The sequence below is a fragment of the Aeromonas sp. R4-2 genome (assembly GCF_040908295.1).
GTDB classification, from domain to species: domain Bacteria; phylum Pseudomonadota; class Gammaproteobacteria; order Enterobacterales; family Aeromonadaceae; genus Aeromonas; species Aeromonas veronii.
In genome coordinates this window covers 73025-94069 of record NZ_JBFODL010000024.1, presented here as the reverse complement: position 1 = coordinate 94069, position 21045 = coordinate 73025, and the positions used below count along the sequence as shown (strand labels likewise).

The following is a 21045-nucleotide window of genomic DNA, read 5'->3' as shown; positions in this document are numbered from 1 at the left end:
ACAGGCTTGCCGAGGCGCTCTGGGTGGGCATGGGCCCATGCCAGCGTATGTGGCCCGCATCATACCCCATTCATATCGTGGTAAAAACGACCAAGATGACGGCCCTGACGATTTTGATGATTATTCTGGCCTACCTGGGTGGTTCACTATCCAGTGCTGTGCTGGTCTCCCGTTGCTCCGGTCTGCCCGACCCGCGGGATCATGGCTCCCACAATCCGGGGGCAACCAATGTGCTGCGCCTCGGTGGCCGGATGGCGGCGCTGGTGGTGCTGCTGCTCGATGTGCTCAAGGGCACTGTGCCTGTCTATCTCGCCTGGTATCTGCAGATCAAACCCGTCTACCTCGGCTTTATCGGGGTCGCCGCCTGCCTCGGCCATATGTATCCCATCTTCTTTCATTTTCGTGGTGGTAAAGGGGTCGCCACGGCACTGGGGACCATGATGCCCATCGGTTTTACCATGGGGGGCGCCGTGATTGGCACCTGGCTGCTGGTGCTGCTGGTGAGCGGCTACTCCTCGCTGGCCTCCATCATTACCGTGCTGCTGACGCCGCTCTTTACCTATCTGCTCAAACCCGAATATACCCTGCCAGTCTCCCTGCTCTCCTGCCTCATCCTGATCCGCCATCACGAGAACATCTCCCGCCTGCTCAAGGGGGAGGAACCCAGAGTCTGGGGGCGAAAAGGAGTAAAGCAGAAAGAGGAGTCGTAGCGACTCTGCAGGCAACCCCTTGGGGGAGTGCAGCGTTAATCATGACCCGCCGTGATGGTCAGCTATGGGCCAGTTCGGCCAGTACGCAGGCGACTGCTAGCAAGTCGGCACTCCCGCCAGGGCTCAGGTGCTTGGCGATCAGCGCTCTGTCCATATCTTGCAGTCTGGTCAAGTCCCAGCCATTGTTCAGCAGGTTTTGCGCGTAGCTTTGAACGTAGCGCAGGCCAGCAATACCGCCTCGGGAGACCAGGTTACTGTCGTTATTGGTCGCCATCAGCCTTAACAAGGCATGGTGCAACTGTCGCTCCCCTTGCTCGGCATGCCAATGTGGCAGGACGAAGCGCCTTATCGTAGCAAAACCGCTTTCCACTTCACCTCGCGCTCCCGTCAGGGCAAATTGCTGAAATTGACGCTCACCTGCCGTGCTGGGATGGTGTGTGTGGTGCAACTCTCGACTGACCAGTCCCTGACAGATTTCACTGACCGTCCGGCAAACATTGTCGCAGGTCACGGGCTTGTTTTGTCCCTGCAGACGACCGGCGGCAAAGCAGAGCAGACCCAGTGAAAAGATCCCGCCTTTATGGGTATTCACCCCGCCCGTTGCGTTGAGCATATCCTGTTCGCAGGCCATCCCAGCCGGGCGTACCAGCGCCAACTGTCCATCCTGGGTTTGCTGGGCATTTGCTCTGCCCATCTCTTCAAAGATGGTCAACCAGGGGGTGATTGCGGCAATGCTGCGTAAAAACAGTGGGTAATCCATATCGGAGTGCGAGCCCGAGTTTGCTTGATCCACCAAACCCGGTTTGGGGGTCAAATCCAGCTCCTGAAGCAGTGCACGGGCCGCGATAGCTGGGACATCGATGGCATGGCGTTTAAGGGCGAGTAGTGAAGCAGTCATCGATTAACTCCTCGATTCGTCTGACTAGCTCTGGGAGCTGGTGGCGGCGGGAGCGGGCACAACCGTGCGCCGGTTCATCACATATCAGGCACTGACGGAGAGGTTCGCCCAGGGCGCGTCGTCCGATCTGGCCGGACTGATGACAAATGACATCGAGATCCCACAGTCTGCCAAGGGGGTGAGTTCGCTCCAGCGCGACACAGGCGGTTTTAATGTCGGTGGCGGCGTGGGCAATGGACCATAGTCCTTCCGGGCCTGTGGGTAGCCACAGAACCTGGTGGTCCAAGACTTGCCATTGCTGTGCTTGCAGTAGTTGTTGGCACTGTGTGATCGCGGTTTGCATGCATTGGCGGTAACGGGGGCTATCTTTTATGGCCCCTGGCGTGACCAGGGTGAGTGAAATGATGGGGTTCTGGTAACGAGTCAGCCACTCTTGCTGGCGTGCTGCGCGGCACTCCTTTGCCGCCAGCAGTTGCTCCAGGCTGACCCCCGCCAGAGCGGGGGACTCTTTATCACTGATCAACTCTCTTTCACCTCTTGTACTGTATCGATAACACTCCCGTCGCGATAGCGGATCACGCCGACAATCTTGTCGGTAAATTCGATCGCTTTCGGTTTACCCGTCAGCGAGATGGCTTTCTCATAAAGTGCCTCGATATCGACCAGTTTCAGCCCCGCAGCGGCCAGTCGCGCACGAATTTCCGGACGTGCCGGATTCACCGCGATCCCGTGATCGGTGACCAGTACATCGATGCTTTCGCCCGGTGTCAGTCGAGTGGTGACCTGCTTCACTACGGTCGGGATGCGGCTGCGCAGCAAGGGCGCTACCACAATGGTGAGATTGGCGGCCGCGGCGACATCGCAGTGACCGCCGGATGCACCACGCATCACCCCGTCCGAGCCGGTGATCACGTTGACGTTAAAATCGACGTCAATCTCCAGTGCGCTCAGAATGACGATGTCCAGTTGGTCGCAGCAGGTCGCCTTGCTACCCGGGTTGGCATAGACGTTGGTGGAGATCTCAATGTGATTGGGGTTGCGAGCCAGAGATGCTGCTGCTTGGCCATCAAAGCATTGGGTATCAAGCAGCTTTTCAATCAACCCTTTTTCATGAAGATCGACCAGACTGCCGGTGATACCGCCCAGGGCAAAACGGGCTTTGACGCCATTGCGCTCCATTTTTTCTGCCATGAAGCGGGTACAGGCTGTTGATGCCGCGCCGGAGCCGGTCTGCATCGAGAAGCCATTCTTGAAGTAACCCGAGTGTTCAATCACATCGGCGGCAAAGCGGGCAATCAGTAGTTCGCGCGGGTTGCTGGTGACGCGGGCTGCGCCCACGCTGATTTTTGCCGGATCCCCAACGCTCTCCACTTTGACGATGTAATCGACCTGATCCTGGACCAGGCTGGCAGGCATATTGGGGAAGGGCACCAGCTCTTCGGTCATCAGCACCACATGACGGGCGAAGTGGGCATCGACCATCGCATAGCCGAGCGAACCACAGCAGGATTTGCCGTGGGTGCCATTGGCATTGCCAAACTCGTCGCTGCAGGGGACGCCAAGAAACGCTACGTCGATCTTCAGTTCGCCATCTTGCAGCAGTTTGACTCGTCCGCCATGGGAGTGGATCTGGACCGGTTCATCCATCAGACCATGGGAGATGGCGTCGGCCAGCTTGCCGCGCATGCCGGAGGTGTAAATCCGGGTGATCACCCCGTTTTTGATGTGCTCAATCAGCGCATCATTACAGGTCATCAGGGAGCTGGAGGCCAGGGTCAGATTTTTGAAGCCCAGTTTGGCCAGCGTGGCTACGACCTGATTGATCACCTTGTCCCCTTCGCGAAAAGCGTGGTGGAACGAGATGGTCATGCCATCTTGCAGGCCGCAACGTGCAACCGCCTGCTCCAGGGATTCACACAGTTTGCGATTGTGCTTGGCAGCCTGATCTCCCAGCCAGGGGGTTGCGTTGTAGGCTCCGGCGAACGGGATCAGTGCCCGCAGGTGAGGAAAGTTGAGATGGAGTCGTTCAGTCTGTTTCATGGTTGAATCCTTAACGGCGCACGCCGGAGGCCGCGGCGCGCTCCAGCACTACTTGGGCGTGATTGATAATGGGGGCATCCACCATTTTCCCGTTGAGGGAGACCACCCCCAATCCGTTGCGCTCACCCTCTTTGGCGGCCTCAATGATCCGCTGCGCGTGTTCGACTTCCTGTTGCGTCGGGGCATAAGCGTTATGCAATAGGTCGATTTGGCGCGGGTTGATCAGGGATTTGCCGTTAAAGCCCATGCGGCGGATCAGCTCGACTTCCCGTAAAAAGCCGGCCTCGTCATTCACATCCGACCATACGACGTCAAAGGCATCGATACCTGCGGCACGCGCTGCATGCAACACGGCGCAGCGGGCGTAAAACAGTTCGGTGCCATCTCCCCGCTCAGTTTGCATGTCCATGACATAGTCAAAGGCCGCGAGGGCGATCCCGATCAGGCGCGGTGAGCTGCGGGCGATGGCGACCGCATTGATCACGCCAACCGCGGATTCGATGGCGGCCATCACTTTGGTCGAGCCAACCTCCCGGCCACATTCCAGCTCAATTCGTTCCAGATGGCCTTCCAGCTCATAGATATCATCGGGGGTATCGGTTTTCGGCAGGCGGATCACGTCCACACCACCCCGGACTGCCGCTTCCAGATCGAGTAGGCCAAAGGGGGTGTTCAGTGGATTGATACGCACTACGGTTTCGATATCCCGATACATGGGGTGCTGCAAGGCGTGGAAGACCAGCAATCGGGCCGAGTCTTTCTCCCGCAGTGCGACGGCATCCTCCAGATCAAACATGATGGAGTCGGGATTGTAGATAAAGGCGGTCGAGAGCATGGCGGCATTGGCCCCCGGCAGGAACAGCATGCTGCGGCGAAGTTTTTTCATTGCAGTTTCTCCCAAGCAATCTGCTGCACATCGGTGGCACGCAATATTGCGCTTTGCAGGCGGGCACGAATGACGCAGTCCAGCGCCCCTTTGTCCTCGATGATGATCAATCCCCGGGTGATGCCCATGGCATCGAGTGTGCTCTCCACGACCTGGCGGATCTGTTCGCCAAACTGTTTCATCACTTCGCTGTAGATTTCGATCTCCAACCCTTGGTCAGAGGGGGCAATCTTTACCATCAAGTCGCTGGACTCCTGAGTTCCTGCCAGCGCCTCTCTTACTATGTTCATGGTGAATTCCTTAACTGCTATGCGACTTCCGCGCTGTAATGGGTTTCGAGATAGGCAAGGGTGCTCTCGGGGACGATCGTTCTGATCCGGGAAAAGAGCTGCTGCTGAAGTAAGCGACGGACTTCTGACGCTGAAATCGCTTTGTTGGCATCCTTGATACGCGGTATTTCCACTACATCAATCGTGTCAGCCAGCAGGTCATGCAGCGTCTGATTGTATTGCCGGGAAATCTGGCAAAACGGTTCCGTGCCGATGAAGCGATGGGTAATGCCCAGCGCGGGGGCGATATGGTCGCGAAAGGTAATCACGTCTATTTCGCTCCAGGCTTGCAGCACCTTGCCGCTTTCTTTCAGGAAGTAGGTCGGAAATGTGGCGCGGGAGATAATGTATTTTGAACCTTCATGCACGGTCACATTCGCTAGGTTCGCCACACCGGCACGCACCATTTGCAGCCGGGCGTGGAACGGGAAAAAGGAGGCATCTTCCCGTACGACAAACAGATGAACCCAGTCGCACTGTTTGGCCGCTTGGGTGATCAGGTGATAATGACCAAGGGTGAACGGATTGGCATTCATCACAATCGCCCCGACCTCTTTGCCTTCATGCCGGTAAGGAAGGAGCGAACGACAGTAACGGTCAACGCCACCGGGGGTGTTTTCCATCAGAATGGCATCATCGCCACTTTGGGCAATGGGCCAGAATCCACACTGTTCAAAACGCTCCCGGTTGGCTGGTTTGGTACAGAGGAACAGGTGAAAATGGCCCTGTTCCAGGGCCAGATGTTCTACTTCTGCCAGCAGCCGGGTGCTCAGGTTGGCACCGCGCAACTGTTTGTCGACCGCCACGCATTTAATGACGTTGTGTGCCAGACCGGCACATCCCACCAATTTGAAGCCTGACCAGGCCTCGACAAAGAGGGTGATGTCGACATCCAGCCCCAGGCCATTGTTCGCGAGCAGGCCACGAAGCCGCTCAAGGCGCTCCGGCTGTTTGGCAACGTCGGTCAATCTGAAGTCAATTGTGGGTAGTGACTGCATAGTCTTGTCCGGGTTCTCTTAGGCCGCACTTTGCACATCTGCGGGTGATTCGACGATCACATTGCTCAGGCGGCCAACATGTTCAATTTCGACCTCGATGCGATCTCCGGCTTTCATGAACAGTGGCGGGTTGCGTTTTTTGCCAACACCACCGGGTGAGCCGGTGATGATGACATCCCCCGGGCTGAGGCGAGTGAAGGTACTGATGTACTCGATCAGGTCAGCAATTTTGTGGATCATGCTGCTGGTGTTGTCCTCTTGCACCATGATCCCGTTTAGCCAGGTGCGAATGGCCAGTTGATGCGGGTCGGGGATCTCGTCAGCGGTGGTCAGCCACGGGCCGAAGGCACCGGTTTGCCGCCAGTTTTTACCAGCGGTAAACCAGGTGTGCTGCCAGTCCCGGGCCGAACCATCCATATAGCAGCTATACCCGGCGACATGGCTGAGAGCATCCTGTTCGGCGATATGCTCGCCGCCTTTGCCGATAATGACCGCCAGCTCGCCTTCATAATCGAATTCGCTGGAGTGATATGGCTTAATGACGGGGCTGTTGTGGCCAGTCTGGGAATCAGCAAATCGGACAAAAAGCGTGGGCGCCGGATTATGTTGATCAAACTCCTGACGTTTGGCGGCATAATTCATGCCAACGCAAAGAATTTTTCCAGGCTGTTCAATGACCGGTAAAAAGGTAATCTCAGCAATATCCAGATCAACAGGATCATGTTGATAGTTTGCCGCTTCGCTGAGCGCATTGGCATCAAGCAGTGACTTCAGATTGTTATAACGGTGGCCAAGGCGGCGTCCTAAATCGACCACGCCTTGCGCGCGGACAATGCCGTAGCTACTCATACCTTGATACATAAAACTTGCGAGTTTCATCGCGTGTTCCTTATTACTTCTATTCAATCAAATGAGGAAATTGCCCAATACCAGCAGCGCAATGGAGACATTGATTGCACCGCCAATACGGGTTGCAATCTGGGCAAAAGGCATCAAGCTCATGCGGTTGCCGGCAGTCAGAATGGCCACGTCACCCGTTCCGCCCTGGCCGCTTTGGCAGCATGAGACAATGGCGACATCAATAGGGTGCATACCGATTTTTTTACCCACGAAGAAGCCGGTCACAACCAGTGCTGATACCGTGCTAATAATCACCAGCAGGTTGGTCAGAGTGAAGGCATTCACCAGTTCTTGCCATGGGGTGATGGCGACACCAACCGCAAACAGCACGGGGTAGGTCACGGATGTTTGAAAGAATTTATAAACAACCTGAGAACCTTCCAGAATTCGCGGTGAGACACCATGGGTCAGTTTCACCAGTACGGCGATAAACAGCATGCCGACCGGTGCAGGCAGGCCAATCAGTTCATGACCAAGCATGCCGAGCATATAAAGCAGGACTGCCAGCAATACCCCTGAAGCTAAGGTTGTCACATCGGTCTTGCCAGTAAATGCGCCGGACAAATTGGCGATTTTGTCATCGCGGCTATTGCTGTTGGGTATTAACTGGCCTTCGCCGGTCAAATGTGGGTAGCGTTTGCCAAGTTGGTTCAGGCAACCTGCAATAATAATTGCGGTCAAACTGCCCAGCATTACCATTGGCAGAATACGGCCAAGGGCAACCCCCTGATCCATGTGGAGGAGCGTGGCATAGCCGATAGATAGTGGAATTGCGCCTTCTCCTACCCCCCCTGCCATGATTGGCAAGATAATGAAGAAGAAGATCTGGAATGGTTCAAGACCTAATGCCAGGCCAACACCCATGCCAACGATCATGCCAACGATTTCGCCACACAGCATCGGGAAGAAGATACGCAAGAAGCCCTGGATTAGTACCTGGCGATTCATGCTCATAATGCTGCCAACAATAATGCAGCAGATATAGAGATAAAGAATGTTGGTGGATTTGTAGAATTTTATTGTTGATTCGACGACTGAGTCAGGTAGCAGACCATAATAGACCAGCGCAGACGGAATAAAGGTCGCACAAATCGCGGCTGCACCAAGTTTACCAACAATAGGGAGTCGTTTGCCAAATTCACCACAGGCAAAACCGAAAAATGCCAGTGTGGCAACCATAACAACTATATCACTGGGTAATTTGCCACCCAGACAATCAATAGCAATCAGTACTCCAGCCAATATAAAAAGAGGCAGTGGAATAATGCCTACCTTCCAGGTGTCCATGATGTACCACCACCGCTCCTTGAGAGAGAGCGATTTGGTATTCAGTGCTCCTGGTGCATCCAAGTTGTCTATTGCACTCATAGTCAAGCCATCCTTTCAGTTATTTGTCATCGCCAAGATATAGACATCCCTGATTGCTTTGTGTGAGTGACCGCATGATAAAGTCATGATTTTAATGGTGGCTATGGATTTTATGGTTTCTTTTTATCCTGCGTGATCGATGTCATTTTTTATAGTATGGATTTTATGGTTTCTTTTCAATCACGGCCGATTTTGTAACAGAGAGCACTAACTTTATTAATTGTCCCGTGCATTGTCGCCTTAGGGCTGCAGGTATGTTGTGGAATAGCTCACAACATTTTTATTGTGAGCCACCACATTGCATAAAAGCTGATAAGCTAAATGCTGGTTTTTATTGTTGCATAATGTTATGAAAATGTCGTTCCAAATCAGATTGTTTGTCTCGTTGGCGTTGTTTTCTCTGGTACTCTCTCTGGTATTGGGGGGCATGTATTACACAAGTTTTAGTCGCCAGTTGTATGAGCATATGGGTGAACGGGCAAAAATACAGGCAGAAGAGATTGCCTTGATTCCGACATTACGCTTTGATGTGCTGAAGAATGACACTGAAGCGATTAAATTATTAATGGAGAAACTGGCTGCACGAAGCGATGCCAGTTTTATCGTCATCGGTGATACGCAAGGGCGTCATTTGTACCATTCGGTGTTTGATGATCGGGTGGGGACCGCTCTGATAGGCGGTGATAATGCGGAAGTGTTGGCTGGAAAAAGCATAGTGACCCTGCGTCGTGGGGGCTTGGGCGTGTCCCTGCGTAGCAAGGTGCCAATTAGAGATGATGCCGGGCGCGTTGTCGGGATTGTCTCGGTGGGGTATCTGACGAGTTATCTTGATAACATCACTATCAGCAAGGTAGTTAATATATTGATGGTTGCGATCTCTTTCCTTGCTGCGCTATTTGTATTTTCATGGTATTTCACTCGAAGTATCAAAAAACAGATGTTTGCGTTGGAGCCACGAGAAATTGGCTTGCTGGTGCGGCAACAAAAAGCACTGATGGAGTCGATATTTGAAGGGGTGATCGCTATTGATAGCCAATTACATATTGAGGTTATTAACCATGCTGCACGGACATTGCTTGATTTTCCTCAATCTGCCCACTCTTTACGTGGTCAGCCGATTGGTAATGTGATAAGCCCAGTGCCATTTTTTGATAAAAATATTATGCTGGCAAATGATACGCATGATGAAATTTGTACTTTTAATAATTTAACGGTGATCGCCAGTAGAGTCAGAATTATGCTGGGAGATGATTTGCAGGGGTGGGTGATAACATTCAGAGATCGTAAAGAAATCGATTCATTGAGTGCCCAATTAAGCCAAGTGAAACGATATGTTGATAATCTTAGGATTATGCGGCATGAACAACTGAATCGGATGGCTGCCTTGTCAGGCATGCTTCATATGGGGCGATATGATGAAGCAATTCGTTATATCCAGGCTCACTCTGAATATGCGCAAGAGTTGCTTGATTTTATCTCGTTGAATTTCAGTTCACCGACAGTATGCGGTTTGCTACTGGGCAAGGTTTCACGCGCCACCGAGAAAGGAGTGGTGTTACAATTTGACCCAGCTTGCTCGATGACGAATGAGTTTGGCACGCTTGCGGAATCTGAACTGATATCGATTATTGGCAACCTGCTGGATAATGCCATTGAGGCAACCCAACGTGCGCCATTACCTCATGCCCCGGTAGAGATATTGATTAAACTGACACAGCGAGAATTGATTGTTGAGGTGGCTGATCAAGGGATTGGAATTAATAATAACATTAGAGAGCATATTTTCCAACGAGGGGTGACAACCAAGGTTAGTGGTGACCATGGTATAGGTCTGTATTTGGTCAATAGTTATGTGACGCAGGTGGGCGGCTCCATCGAGGTGACGAATAACATCCCCCGTGGAACAATATTTTCCATCTTTATACCCGTAGCTGAACATATTAATAATTCAGGACTGGAAAAACATAATCATGCGATATGAACCGATAGACGTCCTTATTGTTGAAGATGAGAATGAGCTGGCACAGTTGCATTCGGAGTCGATCCAGAAGCATCCCTGTTTACGGCTGGTGGGTATCGCGTCATCACTGGCTGATGCACAGGCACAGATCGCCAGCAAGCAGCCACAGCTGATTTTGCTGGATAACTATTTACCCGATGGGAAAGGCATCACGCTCATCAATCACCCGGATCTGCTGGCCAATACCTCGGTCATTTTTATTACCGCTGCCAGCGATATGAATACGTGCAGTCAGGCGATCCGTAACGGGGCCTTTGACTACATCTTGAAGCCCGTATCATGGCGGCGCCTTGACCAGTCTCTTGAGCGTTTTGTTCAATTTATCGAGCAACAGCGGCTTTGGAAGATTGTTGACCAGAAGAGTGTCGATTCACTTTATCTGTTGCAGGCCAAAAATTATCGTCTGGATAACAGTGCCAAGGGGATCGAAGAGAGTACGCTGACCTTGGTACAAAAGCTGTTCAACGATGCAGATTGCCAATTCTTTTCAGTGGATGATGTAGTCAGTGCAACAGGCCTAAGCAAAACCACCACCCGTCGTTATCTCGAACACTGTGTCGAGAGCGGTTTTCTGCGGGTTGATATGCTGTATGGCAAGATTGGTCATCCGAGGCGGATCTATTGTCGCGTGGTGGATGGTGGTGATACTTCCCAAGCTGGCTGACTCAGTGTGGCTAGGAGGGAATAAGTCCCATAGCCGATACAGGAGTGTCAGGGCAGTCCAACCCCGTGACCACTCATAATGGGGCGGCCCTCTTTCTGCTATGAGAGGTGATGGCTAGCTGACTCACAATTGGGCTGCTGGCGGAGCTTGGTCCTGCGTCAAACACTCAGCCATGACGACAGCCAATAAGGGGGAGGCTCTCTGCCTGTAGCCAGCCGTTCTGACGACCTCTCTTATTGATCTCTGGCTGCCCCACACTCGGGAAAATGCCGAAAAGTGCTCATAGTTGTGCAATTTGCGCAAAAAAGAGACGAACGAGACAAAAAGTGAAATTTCCCGTTGACCATCCGCCTTAAAATCCGTTTAATAGCGCCCACGCCCAGATAGCTCAGTCGGTAGAGCAGGGGATTGAAAATCCCCGTGTCGGCGGTTCGATTCCGTCTCTGGGCACCAATTTTGGTGCCATGAAATAAAAAATTTGTTCATGCACAATGGTTTAAAGTGTGCCGGCTTAGCTCAGTAGGTAGAGCAACTGACTTGTAATCAGTAGGTCACCAGTTCGATTCCGGTAGCCGGCACCATTTGCCCAGATAGCTCAGTCGGTAGAGCAGGGGATTGAAAATCCCCGTGTCGGCGGTTCGATTCCGTCTCTGGGCACCAATTACAATTCCTCCTTAGTTCAGTCGGTAGAACGGCGGACTGTTAATCCGTATGTCACTGGTTCAAGTCCAGTAGGAGGAGCCAATTCAAAAAGCCCTTGTCGCAAGACAAGGGCTTTTTTCTATTTGGCGCAGCCATTTTTTAACCATAAAAACAACCACACACGCACAGATGAACCGCAGGATAGATATGGAAAATCATGTAGTTACAGAGTCAAAGGGGCGACTTGCCGCCATTAGGAACTGGATGGAACCCGTGCTGGTACTGCTTATTCTTGGCAGCCTGTTCGGTTACCTCGGCAGCCAGATGGGCCTCTCTGCCATGGTCAACACCCTGTTCAATACCGCCCACCAGCTGCTGCTCAATACCGTGCTCTTTATCATGGGGATTACGGTGCTCTCCGGTGCCCTGAGCCAGCTCTTGAGCGAGTTCGGGGTGATCCGCCTGCTGGAGGTTCTGCTGGCCCCCCTGATGAAGCCGGTGTTTCGCCTGCCCGGTCGCACCGCGCTGGCGGCCCTGATGACTTTCTTCTCCGACAACCCGGCGGTGATCAGCCTCGCCAAGGACAGCCGCTTTCGCAAGGGCTTCACCCCCTGGCAGCTGGTGTCGCTGACCAACTTCGGAACCGCCTTCGGCATGGGGCTGATCGTGGTCACCTTTATGGCCACCCTGCAGCTGCCGAGCGGTGAATCCACCGCCAGCGCGGCGCTGATCGGGTTGCTGGGTGCTCTGGTGGGCTCGGTGGTCTCTACCAGACTGATGCAGCGGATGATCCGCCCACTGGTGGGGGAAGTCCTGAACGATGACGCTGTATCGTCCGACGGCCGCAAGGTAGGGGTGACCAAAGAGGCGGCTCCCGGCTGGCTGCGGATCCTCAACTCTCTGCTCGATGGCGGCAAATCTGGCGTGGAGCTGGGGATGGCGGTGATCCCTGGCGTGCTGATCATCAGTACCTTCGTGATGCTGCTCACCTTCGGCCCCGGCGACAAGGGCTATACCGGCGAAGCGTTTCAAGGGGTTGCCCTGCTGCCGGTGCTGGCCGCCAAGGTGAGCTGGCTGTTTGACCTGCTGTTCGGCTTCCAGCAGCCGGAGCTGGTCGCTTTCCCGGCCACCTCGCTTGGTGCGGTCGGTGCCGCCATGTCACTGGTGCCCCCCTTTATCGCCAAGGGGTGGATCACCGGTAACGAGGTCGCGGTGTTTACCGCCATGGGGATGTGCTGGAGTGGCTTTCTGAGCACCCACACCGCCATGCTCGATGCCCTCGGTTATCGCCACCTCACCTCCCGCGCCATCGTTGCCCACACCATCGGCGGCCTGTGCGCCGGTGTGGCAGCGCACCAGCTTTATATGCTGCTGGGCTGAGCAGAGTGAAAAGAGAGAGGGGCGCTGCGGCGCCCCTCTCTCTATCCTGCTGACGAAAATCGCCTATTCGTTATGGCCGATCAGGCTCTGTGTGATCACCGCCTCCGGCATCATCTCCCGGAGCCCGGCGATCAGTTTTTCCCCCGCCTCATGCAGCGCAGCCAGCGGCATCTCGGGCAGGCTATCCAGAATGAACCACATCTGGCCCGAATCGACACTCAATCGGGTGCGCACACCCTGCCGCCAGTTCCAGCGCCGACAGGTGACCCCCTTGTCATCCCGCCAGACCACCTCGCCGGGTTCCGGAGATTCGTGGGTGGGTTCGCCCCCTTTCATAGTATCGAACTGCTCGCTGCCATCGGCCACCACCAGTCGCGGCAGCCCATCATAGGCGAGCAGGTTTTCGCCCCCCACCGGAATGGCGTAGCGGATGCTGATGGCGTTGTAGAGATCGACTACGGGATCGATGGCCGGCAGGTTGCCATCGCGGGCGACCCGCTTTCTCAGAGCCTCGGCGGAACAGGGAGTCCGCTGCGGCTTGGCACCGAACTTTCTGAACAGATCGCCCCAGGCGGCGAGATGCGCCTCTGCCCACGGTACATCGGCGGTCAGCATGGCGCTGCAGGCCTCATCAAGGGCTCGCGCCCCCACGTTCGGGTCGACCACGGCGGCGGCCTGCACCGTGATGCTCAAAGCGCGAAAGCCGGGAGCCAACTGGCTGACTTCGGGGGAGATATGGGGGGTGATCAGGGACATAGCGACTCCATAAATGAAAATGGCAGGGAGAAGGCGGCTGCCGGCCAGCATAGCGGTGACGGCAAATTCGGTTTGAGAGCCATCTTGCGCGAACATCTTAGATAAGAAAATTTACATGATCTTAATGGCTATAAGTTTTATGAATTAAAACTGATGTGATCGAGGGGATGGTGGGCATGTACCAGCATATAGCGAAGAGGAGCCCTGCCGTCTCCGGTTTGCTGCGGCAATGCCCCTTTGCCGCCTCGATCTGCAGCGGCAGTCGCTGGCCGCCCGGCTCTCTTGTGATGACCTCAGTTGCAGTGCCCGAACACAAGGCGGCGATTCAAATCACTCGGTGACTCAATGAGTTGATTTCGTCCTGCGCTGTTCACTAAATTCTGGCCCCACTTATGCACTCCTCCTGGCAACACCATCAAGGGTCGTTGTCGCGGAGAGATATCATGATCAGCAGCCTGCTTCCCCTTGCCTCGATCGCCCTCAAGCTGGGCAGCCAGCTGCTTGGCAGCAGTAGCAAACCCCAGCCCGTGCAGCCTGCCGTACAGGAGGAGCACCTTGCCCCGACCGTCCAGGGGTTGTTCCAGCGGCTCGGCATCAAGGATGCCGACAGCGAGCAGAACCGCTCGGCCATCAACCACTTTATGGGGGAGCTGATGCAGACCTTGGGGCAGGAGAATGGTGGCCAATCCCTCCCGGCTGCCATCGACAGCGCCCGCAACCAGCTGGCGAGCGGTACCCAGAGCACCCGCCTCGATGCGCTACAAAGCGAGCTCGATACCCTCAAGGATTCCCTCGGTGCCAGCCATCTCAACCTCGACCAGCTGCTCGGAGCCTTTAAACAGACCTTGCCCAATGGCAAGGGGGAGGGGGTGGGCAAGCTGCTAAATGCCAGCGCGTGAACGGTGGCAGGCAATAAAAAACGGCAACCGAGGTTGCCGTTTCTGTTTGTGGTTTAGCACGTTATGAGCGAGGTGATGGCGGGTTCTCCATGTCGCAGGCTACTTCTACCAGCCCTCTTGCTTGTAAGGCGTGAGCTGCTTCTTGCCGATCCGCTTCATCCTTGTTCTGGCCCAGTTTGAATTTGCCAACCAGCCGCTCTATCTCGATCTCAATGCCGACGACGGCCTGCACCATGGTTTTCATATATTCTCTCGGCGCATCCGCCATTTTCCATGGGATCGGTTCTCCGGCTTCATGATGACGAGTCAGACTTGCCAGCAGGCGACGTACGAAGCGGGCATCATCGCGAATCTGAATGCGACCGTGAGCATGCACCACACTGTAGTTCCAGGTTGGCACCTGCTTGTGATGATCATGCTTGCTTGGATACCAGCTGGGAGAGATGTAGGCATCCGCAGCCTTGAAGATCACCAGCACGTTGTCCCCATCCCGCACCTCTTGCCAGAGAGGATTGTTGCGTGCGACATGGGCTCGCAAGATTCCCTGCCCTCCGGTTTCCTTTGCAAACTCAAATGGCAGATGATTGGCATCCAGCCCCTGTGAGCCATGGGTGATCAGAGCTCCTAGCGGATGTGCCTGCATCAGTTGATACAGAGCTTCGGGATCATCGGTGGTGAAATGAGGTGGCAGATACATGCAGATTCCTTCTATCGAGCGCTGACATCCATTCAACAACTACAGGCATCCAGTCAGCGGGACAAGCCATTTCGGGCGCAAAAAAGAGGGCTGGAGCCCTCTATCTGCGTTAACGGTAACTAGCTGCGCTTGGCCAGCCATGTTTCGGCGGCAGTCAGGGCTGCCTCAACCTGCTCGCGGGCGACGCCGCCTTTGGCGACCCGCTTGGCGAGGGTCGCTTCCAGCTCCAGGTTGGGGTAGACGTCGAACTCGATCACCGGGCTGAAGCGCTGGAACTCGCCGATGGAGAGCTCCTCCAGCGGGCGGCCCACGCTGATGGCAAAGACCACGGTTTCGCCGACGATATGGTGCGCTTCACGGAATGGAATCCCCTTGGCCACCAGATAGTCCGCCAGCTCGGTAGCGTTGGCGTAGCCGCCCTGCGCCGCTGCCATGGTGCGCTCGCCATTGACCTTCAGATCGATCAACACCAGCGCCGCCATGTCGAGGCAGTCGTGCCAGGTGTCGAGGGCATCGAACAGCCCCTCCTTGTCTTCCTGCATGTCCTTGTTGTAGGCCAGCGGCAGCGCCTTCAGGCTCATCAGCATGCCCATCTGGGCGCCGACCACCCGGCCGGTCTTGCCACGAATAAGCTCGAGCGCATCCGGGTTCTTCTTCTGCGGCATCAGCGACGAGCCGGAAGTGACCGCATCGGACAACTCGACAAACCCAGCCTCGCCGGTGTTGTAGAAGATGAGATCTTCGGCAAAGCGCGACAGGTGGGTCATGGAGAGGGACGCCACGTGCATCAGCTCCACCACGTGATCCCGATCGGAGACCGAATCCAGGCTGTTGCGGGTGGCGCCGCTAAAGCCCATGTCGAGCGCCAAGGCTTCGCGGTCGATGGCGTAGGCGGTGCCCGCCAGTGCGCCGCAGCCGAGGGGGCTGGTATCGAGGCGCTTGAGGGCATCCTGCAGCCGGGAGTAGTCCCGCTCCAGCATCTCCACATAGGCCAGCGCCCAGTGAGCGAAGGTGACCGGTTGGGCGCGCTGCAGGTGGGTGTAACCGGGCAGCACCGCGGCCTGATTGGCACGGGCTGAGGCGACCAGTCCCTGCTGCAGGGCGGTGATGGAGCCGAGCAGCAGCTCACCCTGCGCCTTGCACCAGAGTTTCAGGTCGGTGGCGACCTGATCGTTGCGCGAGCGGCCGGTGTGCAGCTTCTTGCCAAGATCGCCGACGGCGGCGATGAGCTGGCTCTCGACCCAGGAGTGGATATCTTCGGCGTCCGAGCTCAGGATCTGCTGGGGATCCTGCTGCACCGAGGCGAGCAGCACCTCCATCGCCCGTTGCAATTTGCCCTGCTCATCGGCAGTCAATACACCCACTTTCACCAGCGCGCGGGCCCAGGCCATGGAGCCCTGAATATCCTGCTCCGCCAGCCGGTAATCAAACCGCAGCGAATCGTTGAACTGCTTGAACCGGCTATCTGCTCCCTGACTGAAGCGTCCACCCCAAAGTGCCATACTGCTCTCCTTGAATGCGTTGTCGGCGGCGCCCTGGCCACCGAGCTTGAAATCGTGCCCTGTTTTTCTGCGAGCCTGTTATCTCACAGAAGTGGCCCGGGCGCTGCCGCTCTTGTCACACCCGCCGATGATGGGTCAGGGGCCATGCCCTCGGCCTATAGAAGAGGGGGCCATGCCCCCTCAACGGAATCAACGGGTTATCTCGCTTGCTTAGCCGTGGGTGTGATCGCCACCGATAGCCTGATGTTGTTCCTTCATGGCGCGGATCCGGCTGGCCAGGGTGTAGAGACGGATAAAGCCTTCGGCATGGCTCTGGTCATACACTTCATCGGCCCCGAAAGTGGCGAAGTCTTCGGAGTAGAGGCTGTTCGGCGACTTCTTCTGCACCGCAGTGACCTGACCCTTGTACATCTTCAGCACCACTTCACCATCCAGATCTTCGGCGATGGCGTTGGCAGAGGCGAGGATCGCCTTGCACAGCGGGGTGAACCAGCGGCCGTCATAGACCAGATGGGAGAACTCGGCACCCAGCTTTTCCCGCCAGGCGCGGGTCGGGCGATCCAGTACCAGCTCTTCCACCGCGCGCAGCGCGGCGACCATCACGGTACCGCCCGGGGTTTCGTAGCAGCCGCGGGACTTCATCCCCACCATCCGGTTTTCGGTGATGTCGATGCGGCCCACGCCGTGCTTGCCGGCACGCTCGTTCAGGGTCATCAGGATCTGGTGCGGGCTGAGCGGCTGGTCGTCAACGGCCACCACTTCACCCTGCGCCACGGTCAGCTTGACGTACTCCGGCTGATCCGGTGCCTGCTCGGCCGGTACGGTCCACTGCCAGACCGCTTCGGAGGGCTCGTTCCAGGTGCTCTCCAGCTCGCCACCCTCGGTGGAGATGTGCCAGGCGTTGGCGTCGCGGCTGTAGATCTTCTTTAGGGTCGCCTTGCAGGGGATGTTGCGGGTCTCCAGATAGGAGAGCAGATCTTCCCGGGAGCGCATGTCCCAGATCCGCCACGGGGCGATCACTTTCAGCTGGGGCGCCAGCGCGGCGACCGCACCTTCGAAACGCACCTGATCGTTACCCTTGCCGGTGCAACCGTGGGAGATGGCATCGGCCCCTTCCGCCAGTGCGGCCTCAACCATCGCCTTGGCGATCACCGGACGGGCCATGGAGGTGCCCAGCAGATAGGTGCCTTCATAGACGGCGCCGGTCTTCAGGGTCGGGTAGACGTACTCTTTGACGAACTCTTCCCGCAGATCCTTGATGATGCACTTGGTGGCGCCGGAGGCGATCGCCTTCTGCTCGATCCCTTCCAGATCGTCGCGCTCCTGACCGACGTCGGCCACGAAAGCGATGATTTCGGCGTCATAGTGCTCCTTCAGCCAGGGAATGATGGCCGAGGTATCCAGTCCACCCGAGTAAGCCAGTACGATCTTGTTGATTCCGCTCATTTTACTTCTCTCCATGATGATTCGATAAAGGGTCGTGATTCAGGTTGAGTGCCGCGTTACTTGCCGCCCGGGCTATTTATATCCAAACAGGGTCAGCAACACGGCGTTCTGGATATGCATCCGGTTTTCGGCCTCGTCCATGATGAGGGAGGCGGGGCCATCCATCACCTGCGAGGTGATCTCCAGCTCCCGATGAGCCGGCTGGCAATGCAGCACGTGCTGGATGCCGGTGCGGTCGAGCAGGGCCTGATTGATCTGGTAAGGCATAAAGAGGTCTTTGACCTGCTCCATCGGGGTGTTGTCGCCCATGGAGACCCAGGTGTCGGTGTAGGCCACGTCGAACCCTTCGATATCCGCCACGTCATCGCTGATGTGGATGGTCGCCCCCGACTTGGCCGCCAGTGCCTGCGCCTGCAGGAAGAGCTGGGTATCCGGGCCGTGGCCTTTCGGGCAGATCAGGGTGACGTCGGTGCCGAGGGTCGCCCCCAGCAGCAGCAGAGAGTGGCTGACGTTGTTGCCATCACCGAGGTAGGCAAGCTTCACCTTCGACAGGTCGTCGTAGTGCTCGGCAATGGTCATAAAGTCGGCCAGCCCCTGACAGGGGTGGTAGAGGTTGCACAGGCTGTTCACTACCGGCACTGTGCCGTGCTCCGCCAGCTCGACCAGGGTCTGGTGATCGAACACCCGAGCGACGATAGCATCACACCAGCGGGACAGGTTGGCGGCGAAATCCTTCACCGACTCCCGCTTGCCCAGCGCGCCGTTCTGCTGATCCAGATAGACGCTGTGGCCGCCCAGTTTGGCGATACCGATGTCGAAGGTGACCCGGGTGCGCAGGGAGGGTTTCTCGAACAGGGTGACCACGCTCTTGCCGGCCAGCGCCTGGCTGTACTTCTTCGGGTCGGCCTTGACCGCTTTGCCCAGCGCAATCAGCGCCTCGATCTGGGCTTTGTTCAGATCACTGTCTTTCAGAAGATGTTGCATCGGATGTTCCTTGTTCCGGTGGAGATCAAATGGCCACTTGGGTGCCGACCGCGCCGCCAGCCAGCAGCTTGAGCAGCTGATCCGGGTAACGCCAGCTGGCGACACAGACCGGCTTGCCGAGGGTCTGGGCGGCGTGCAGGGCCGCTTCTACCTTGACCGCCATGCCATCGCGGATCACCCCTTTCTCCATCAGATCCAGTGCGGTCAGCTTGTCGAGCTGGGGCACCAGCTTGCCCTTGCCATCGAGGATCCCGCTCACATCGGAGAGCATCACCAGATCTGCACCGAGCGCCTCGGCAATGGCGGTGGCCGCCTGATCCGCGTTGACGTTCATCAGCTGCCCGTCGGCGGTGATGCCGATGGAGCTCACCACCGGCAGGAAGCCCTGACCGAGGATGCCTGCCACCAGTGCCGGGTTGCCCGGCTTGCACTCGCCGACCGCGCCGAGATCCGGGTCGAGCTGGGTCACCTGACACAGGCCGCCATCCGCCAGACAGAGACCCACCGCCGGAATGCCGGTGGCGATCGCCTTGGCCATCATCTGTTTGTTGGCAGTGCCCGCCAGCGCCCCGGCAATGAAGGGGATCTGCTCGAACGGGGTCACCCGCAGGCCGTTCTTCTTGGTGGAGGTGAGACCCAGCCCCTTGAGCAGGTCATCCACCAGACAGCCACCGCCGTGTACCAGCACCAGCGGGCGGTGCTGATCGTCGAGAAAGGTTTTGAGGGTGGCGAACAGGGCGGTCAGCGCCTCGTCGTTCTCGATAAGGGCGCCGCCCAGCTTGATTACCAACGTCTGTTTGTCCATGTTCGAGATCCTTCCTAAGTCCTTAAATCAGGCCGGTGGCCGGTTCAAAACCAAATTTGATATTTATGCACTGCATGGCTTGCGAGGCAGCGCCCTTGAGCAGGTTGTCGATGGCCGAGACCACCACCAGCATGTTGCCCTGCTGTTGCCAGGCGATATCGCAGTAAGGGGTGCCCGCTACGCCACGGATGGAGGGCATCTGGCCGGTGAGGCGCACCAGCGGCTTGCCTTCGTAAGCCTTGAGGAAGGCCTGATCCACTTGAGTGGGGGTGGCGCCGTCCGCCAGCTGCACATAGATGGTGGCCAGAATGCCGCGCACATAGTTGCCAAGGTGGGGCTGGAACAGCACCTCCTTGCCGAGGTGATGGCTGATCTCCGGCTGGTGTCTGTGATTGAAGGTGCCGTAGGGATTGAGGCTCACTTCGCAGAAGCTGGTGTTGATGGCTGCCTTGCGCCCGGCGCCGGAAACCCCGGAGACGGCGTTGATGATGGGCTGCCACCCCTTGGCAATCAGGCCATCCTGCTGCAGCGGCTTGAGGGCGCACAGCGATGCGGTCGGGTAGCAACCGGGCACCGCAATCAGCTGGGCGGTTGCGATGGCATCGGCATTCCACTCCGCCAGACCATAGACGGCCTGATCCAGCCACTGCTCGCTCTGGTGGGTGAAGCCGTAGAAGTTGTCGTAAAAGCCCTGATCCTTGACCCGGAAAGCGCCGGAAAGATCGAACACCGGCAGCCCCTTGGCGAGAAACTTGGGGGCCAGCTCGGCGCTCACCTCGTGGGCGGTGGCCAGCAGCACCAGATCGGCCTGGGTCAGGATCCGGGTCATGCCATCCTCGTCCAGTGGCAGCAGCGGCTGATCGAGGGCGCCGACCCACTGGGGATGCAGGGATGAGAAGCGCTTGTGGGCATCCTGACTGCCGGCGGAGACATAGAGGCCGAACAGTTTGAGTTGTGGGTGGTTCTGTACCAGTGCGGCCAGTTCGGCTCCCGCGTAGCCACTGGCACCGACGATAACGGTGTTAAGCATGTTGAATATTCCAAGTCAGAGTTCGAGATTCACAGCATGACGCTGCAGTGCACAAGGGTGTTCGATCGCCCCTTTGCACAAGTGCGGAGGG

Annotated in this window: 20 protein-coding genes and 4 tRNA genes; 9 read left to right on the top strand and 15 right to left on the bottom strand. The window is 56.7% G+C overall.

The window, feature by feature from the left end:
• Positions 1–95: 95 nt before the first annotated feature.
• A complete protein-coding gene (plsY, locus tag AB5Y99_RS18635; protein ID WP_368210472.1) occupies positions 96–710 on the top strand; it encodes a glycerol-3-phosphate 1-O-acyltransferase PlsY in 615 nt (204 codons plus the stop codon).
• 58 nt (positions 711–768) lie between these two features.
• Here the strand turns inward: plsY and citG are convergent, their stop codons facing one another.
• Genes citG through AB5Y99_RS18595 form a run of 8 tightly spaced genes read right to left on the bottom strand, consistent with a single transcriptional unit; the run spans position 769 to position 8129 of the window.
• Positions 769–1608 (bottom strand): triphosphoribosyl-dephospho-CoA synthase CitG, encoded by an 840-nt coding sequence (citG, locus tag AB5Y99_RS18630; protein ID WP_323892349.1) that lies wholly within the window; start codon positions 1606–1608, stop codon positions 769–771.
• Positions 1583–2131 carry a citrate lyase holo-[acyl-carrier protein] synthase gene (gene citX / locus AB5Y99_RS18625; RefSeq protein ID WP_368210470.1) on the bottom strand — a complete coding sequence of 183 codons (549 nt, stop codon included), beginning with the start codon at positions 2129–2131 and terminating at the stop codon, positions 1583–1585. The genes citG and citX overlap by 26 nt, the downstream gene beginning before the upstream one ends.
• On the bottom strand, positions 2128–3648 hold the full coding sequence (citF, locus tag AB5Y99_RS18620) for a citrate lyase subunit alpha (RefSeq protein WP_323892348.1): 1521 nt from the start codon (positions 3646–3648) through the stop codon (positions 2128–2130). Before citF ends, citX begins: the two co-directional genes overlap by 4 nt.
• 10 nt (positions 3649–3658) lie before the next feature.
• Complete coding sequence (gene citE / locus AB5Y99_RS18615) at positions 3659–4534, bottom strand: citrate (pro-3S)-lyase subunit beta (protein WP_323892347.1); 876 nt, start codon at positions 4532–4534, stop codon at positions 3659–3661.
• Positions 4531–4824, bottom strand: coding sequence for a citrate lyase acyl carrier protein (gene citD, locus AB5Y99_RS18610; RefSeq protein WP_155603920.1), 294 nt, complete (start codon positions 4822–4824; stop codon positions 4531–4533). Before citD ends, citE begins: the two co-directional genes overlap by 4 nt.
• Before the next feature lie 17 nt (positions 4825–4841).
• Complete coding sequence (gene citC / locus AB5Y99_RS18605; protein ID WP_368210466.1) at positions 4842–5831, bottom strand: [citrate (pro-3S)-lyase] ligase; 990 nt, start codon at positions 5829–5831, stop codon at positions 4842–4844.
• Positions 5832–5879: 48 nt separating this feature from the next.
• Positions 5880–6740, bottom strand: a complete 861-nt coding sequence (locus AB5Y99_RS18600) for a fumarylacetoacetate hydrolase family protein (RefSeq protein ID WP_323892345.1) — start codon at positions 6738–6740, stop codon at positions 5880–5882.
• A 27-nt stretch (positions 6741–6767) separates the two neighbouring features.
• Positions 6768–8129, bottom strand: a complete 1362-nt coding sequence (locus AB5Y99_RS18595; protein ID WP_323892344.1) for a 2-hydroxycarboxylate transporter family protein — start codon at positions 8127–8129, stop codon at positions 6768–6770.
• Between the two features lie 355 nt (positions 8130–8484).
• Between AB5Y99_RS18595 and AB5Y99_RS18590 the strand changes: the two genes are divergently transcribed.
• From AB5Y99_RS18590 to AB5Y99_RS18560, 7 genes are all read left to right on the top strand, one after another.
• Positions 8485–10110 carry a sensor histidine kinase gene (locus AB5Y99_RS18590; protein ID WP_323892343.1) on the top strand — a complete coding sequence of 542 codons (1626 nt, stop codon included), beginning with the start codon at positions 8485–8487 and terminating at the stop codon, positions 10108–10110.
• Complete coding sequence (locus AB5Y99_RS18585) at positions 10100–10813, top strand: response regulator (RefSeq protein ID WP_323892342.1); 714 nt, start codon at positions 10100–10102, stop codon at positions 10811–10813. The genes AB5Y99_RS18590 and AB5Y99_RS18585 overlap by 11 nt, the downstream gene beginning before the upstream one ends.
• A 377-nt stretch (positions 10814–11190) precedes the next feature.
• A tRNA-Phe gene (locus AB5Y99_RS18580) sits at positions 11191–11266 on the top strand.
• A gap of 52 nt (positions 11267–11318) precedes the next feature.
• Positions 11319–11394 (top strand) — tRNA-Thr (locus AB5Y99_RS18575).
• A gap of 3 nt (positions 11395–11397) precedes the next feature.
• Positions 11398–11473 (top strand) — tRNA-Phe (locus tag AB5Y99_RS18570).
• Between the two features lie 8 nt (positions 11474–11481).
• A tRNA-Asn gene (locus tag AB5Y99_RS18565) sits at positions 11482–11557 on the top strand.
• Positions 11558–11662: 105 nt separating this feature from the next.
• Entirely contained in the window at positions 11663–12835 is a 1173-nt protein-coding gene (locus AB5Y99_RS18560; protein ID WP_368210463.1) for a nucleoside recognition domain-containing protein, read from the top strand.
• Between the two features lie 63 nt (positions 12836–12898).
• Here AB5Y99_RS18560 and AB5Y99_RS18555 read toward each other — a convergent pair whose 3' ends face one another.
• On the bottom strand, positions 12899–13591 hold the full coding sequence (locus tag AB5Y99_RS18555; RefSeq protein ID WP_368210461.1) for a B3/4 domain-containing protein: 693 nt from the start codon (positions 13589–13591) through the stop codon (positions 12899–12901).
• A gap of 443 nt (positions 13592–14034) precedes the next feature.
• On the opposite strand from AB5Y99_RS18555, the gene AB5Y99_RS18550 reads away from it, so the two are divergent.
• Positions 14035–14490: a hypothetical protein gene (locus tag AB5Y99_RS18550; protein ID WP_201908697.1), complete on the top strand. Its 456-nt coding sequence runs from the start codon at positions 14035–14037 to the stop codon at positions 14488–14490.
• Between the two features lie 61 nt (positions 14491–14551).
• Here AB5Y99_RS18550 and AB5Y99_RS18545 read toward each other — a convergent pair whose 3' ends face one another.
• From AB5Y99_RS18545 to argC, 6 genes are all read right to left on the bottom strand, one after another.
• Positions 14552–15187, bottom strand: coding sequence for an FMN-binding negative transcriptional regulator (locus AB5Y99_RS18545; RefSeq protein ID WP_139732675.1), 636 nt, complete (start codon positions 15185–15187; stop codon positions 14552–14554).
• Between the two features lie 119 nt (positions 15188–15306).
• Complete coding sequence (argH, locus tag AB5Y99_RS18540) at positions 15307–16689, bottom strand: argininosuccinate lyase (protein WP_368210459.1); 1383 nt, start codon at positions 16687–16689, stop codon at positions 15307–15309.
• Positions 16690–16899: 210 nt separating this feature from the next.
• A complete protein-coding gene (locus AB5Y99_RS18535) occupies positions 16900–18135 on the bottom strand; it encodes an argininosuccinate synthase (RefSeq protein WP_033115910.1) in 1236 nt (411 codons plus the stop codon).
• Between the two features lie 72 nt (positions 18136–18207).
• Positions 18208–19119 carry an ornithine carbamoyltransferase gene (locus AB5Y99_RS18530; protein ID WP_368210456.1) on the bottom strand — a complete coding sequence of 304 codons (912 nt, stop codon included), beginning with the start codon at positions 19117–19119 and terminating at the stop codon, positions 18208–18210.
• A 25-nt stretch (positions 19120–19144) separates the two neighbouring features.
• Positions 19145–19924 carry an acetylglutamate kinase gene (gene argB / locus AB5Y99_RS18525; RefSeq protein WP_043851575.1) on the bottom strand — a complete coding sequence of 260 codons (780 nt, stop codon included), beginning with the start codon at positions 19922–19924 and terminating at the stop codon, positions 19145–19147.
• Positions 19925–19946: 22 nt separating this feature from the next.
• Entirely contained in the window at positions 19947–20954 is a 1008-nt protein-coding gene (argC, locus tag AB5Y99_RS18520; RefSeq protein WP_368210454.1) for an N-acetyl-gamma-glutamyl-phosphate reductase, read from the bottom strand.
• Between the last annotated feature and the right edge of the window lie 91 nt (positions 20955–21045).

Coding starts and splice junctions, on each gene's coding strand:
- plsY (WP_368210472.1), top strand. CDS start 96: ATGACGGCCCTGACGATTTTGATGATTATTCTGGCCTACCTGGGTGGT.
- citG (WP_323892349.1), bottom strand. CDS start 1,608: ATGACTGCTTCACTACTCGCCCTTAAACGCCATGCCATCGATGTCCCA.
- citF (WP_323892348.1), bottom strand. CDS start 3,648: ATGAAACAGACTGAACGACTCCATCTCAACTTTCCTCACCTGCGGGCA.
- citE (WP_323892347.1), bottom strand. CDS start 4,534: ATGAAAAAACTTCGCCGCAGCATGCTGTTCCTGCCGGGGGCCAATGCC.
- citD (WP_155603920.1), bottom strand. CDS start 4,824: ATGAACATAGTAAGAGAGGCGCTGGCAGGAACTCAGGAGTCCAGCGAC.
- AB5Y99_RS18600 (WP_323892345.1), bottom strand. CDS start 6,740: ATGAAACTCGCAAGTTTTATGTATCAAGGTATGAGTAGCTACGGCATT.
- AB5Y99_RS18595 (WP_323892344.1), bottom strand. CDS start 8,129: ATGAGTGCAATAGACAACTTGGATGCACCAGGAGCACTGAATACCAAA.
- AB5Y99_RS18590 (WP_323892343.1), top strand. CDS start 8,485: ATGTCGTTCCAAATCAGATTGTTTGTCTCGTTGGCGTTGTTTTCTCTG.
- AB5Y99_RS18585 (WP_323892342.1), top strand. CDS start 10,100: ATGCGATATGAACCGATAGACGTCCTTATTGTTGAAGATGAGAATGAG.
- AB5Y99_RS18560 (WP_368210463.1), top strand. CDS start 11,663: ATGGAAAATCATGTAGTTACAGAGTCAAAGGGGCGACTTGCCGCCATT.
- AB5Y99_RS18555 (WP_368210461.1), bottom strand. CDS start 13,591: ATGTCCCTGATCACCCCCCATATCTCCCCCGAAGTCAGCCAGTTGGCT.
- AB5Y99_RS18550 (WP_201908697.1), top strand. CDS start 14,035: ATGATCAGCAGCCTGCTTCCCCTTGCCTCGATCGCCCTCAAGCTGGGC.
- AB5Y99_RS18545 (WP_139732675.1), bottom strand. CDS start 15,187: ATGTATCTGCCACCTCATTTCACCACCGATGATCCCGAAGCTCTGTAT.
- argH (WP_368210459.1), bottom strand. CDS start 16,689: ATGGCACTTTGGGGTGGACGCTTCAGTCAGGGAGCAGATAGCCGGTTC.
- AB5Y99_RS18535 (WP_033115910.1), bottom strand. CDS start 18,135: ATGAGCGGAATCAACAAGATCGTACTGGCTTACTCGGGTGGACTGGAT.
- AB5Y99_RS18530 (WP_368210456.1), bottom strand. CDS start 19,119: ATGCAACATCTTCTGAAAGACAGTGATCTGAACAAAGCCCAGATCGAG.
- argB (WP_043851575.1), bottom strand. CDS start 19,924: ATGGACAAACAGACGTTGGTAATCAAGCTGGGCGGCGCCCTTATCGAG.
- argC (WP_368210454.1), bottom strand. CDS start 20,954: ATGCTTAACACCGTTATCGTCGGTGCCAGTGGCTACGCGGGAGCCGAA.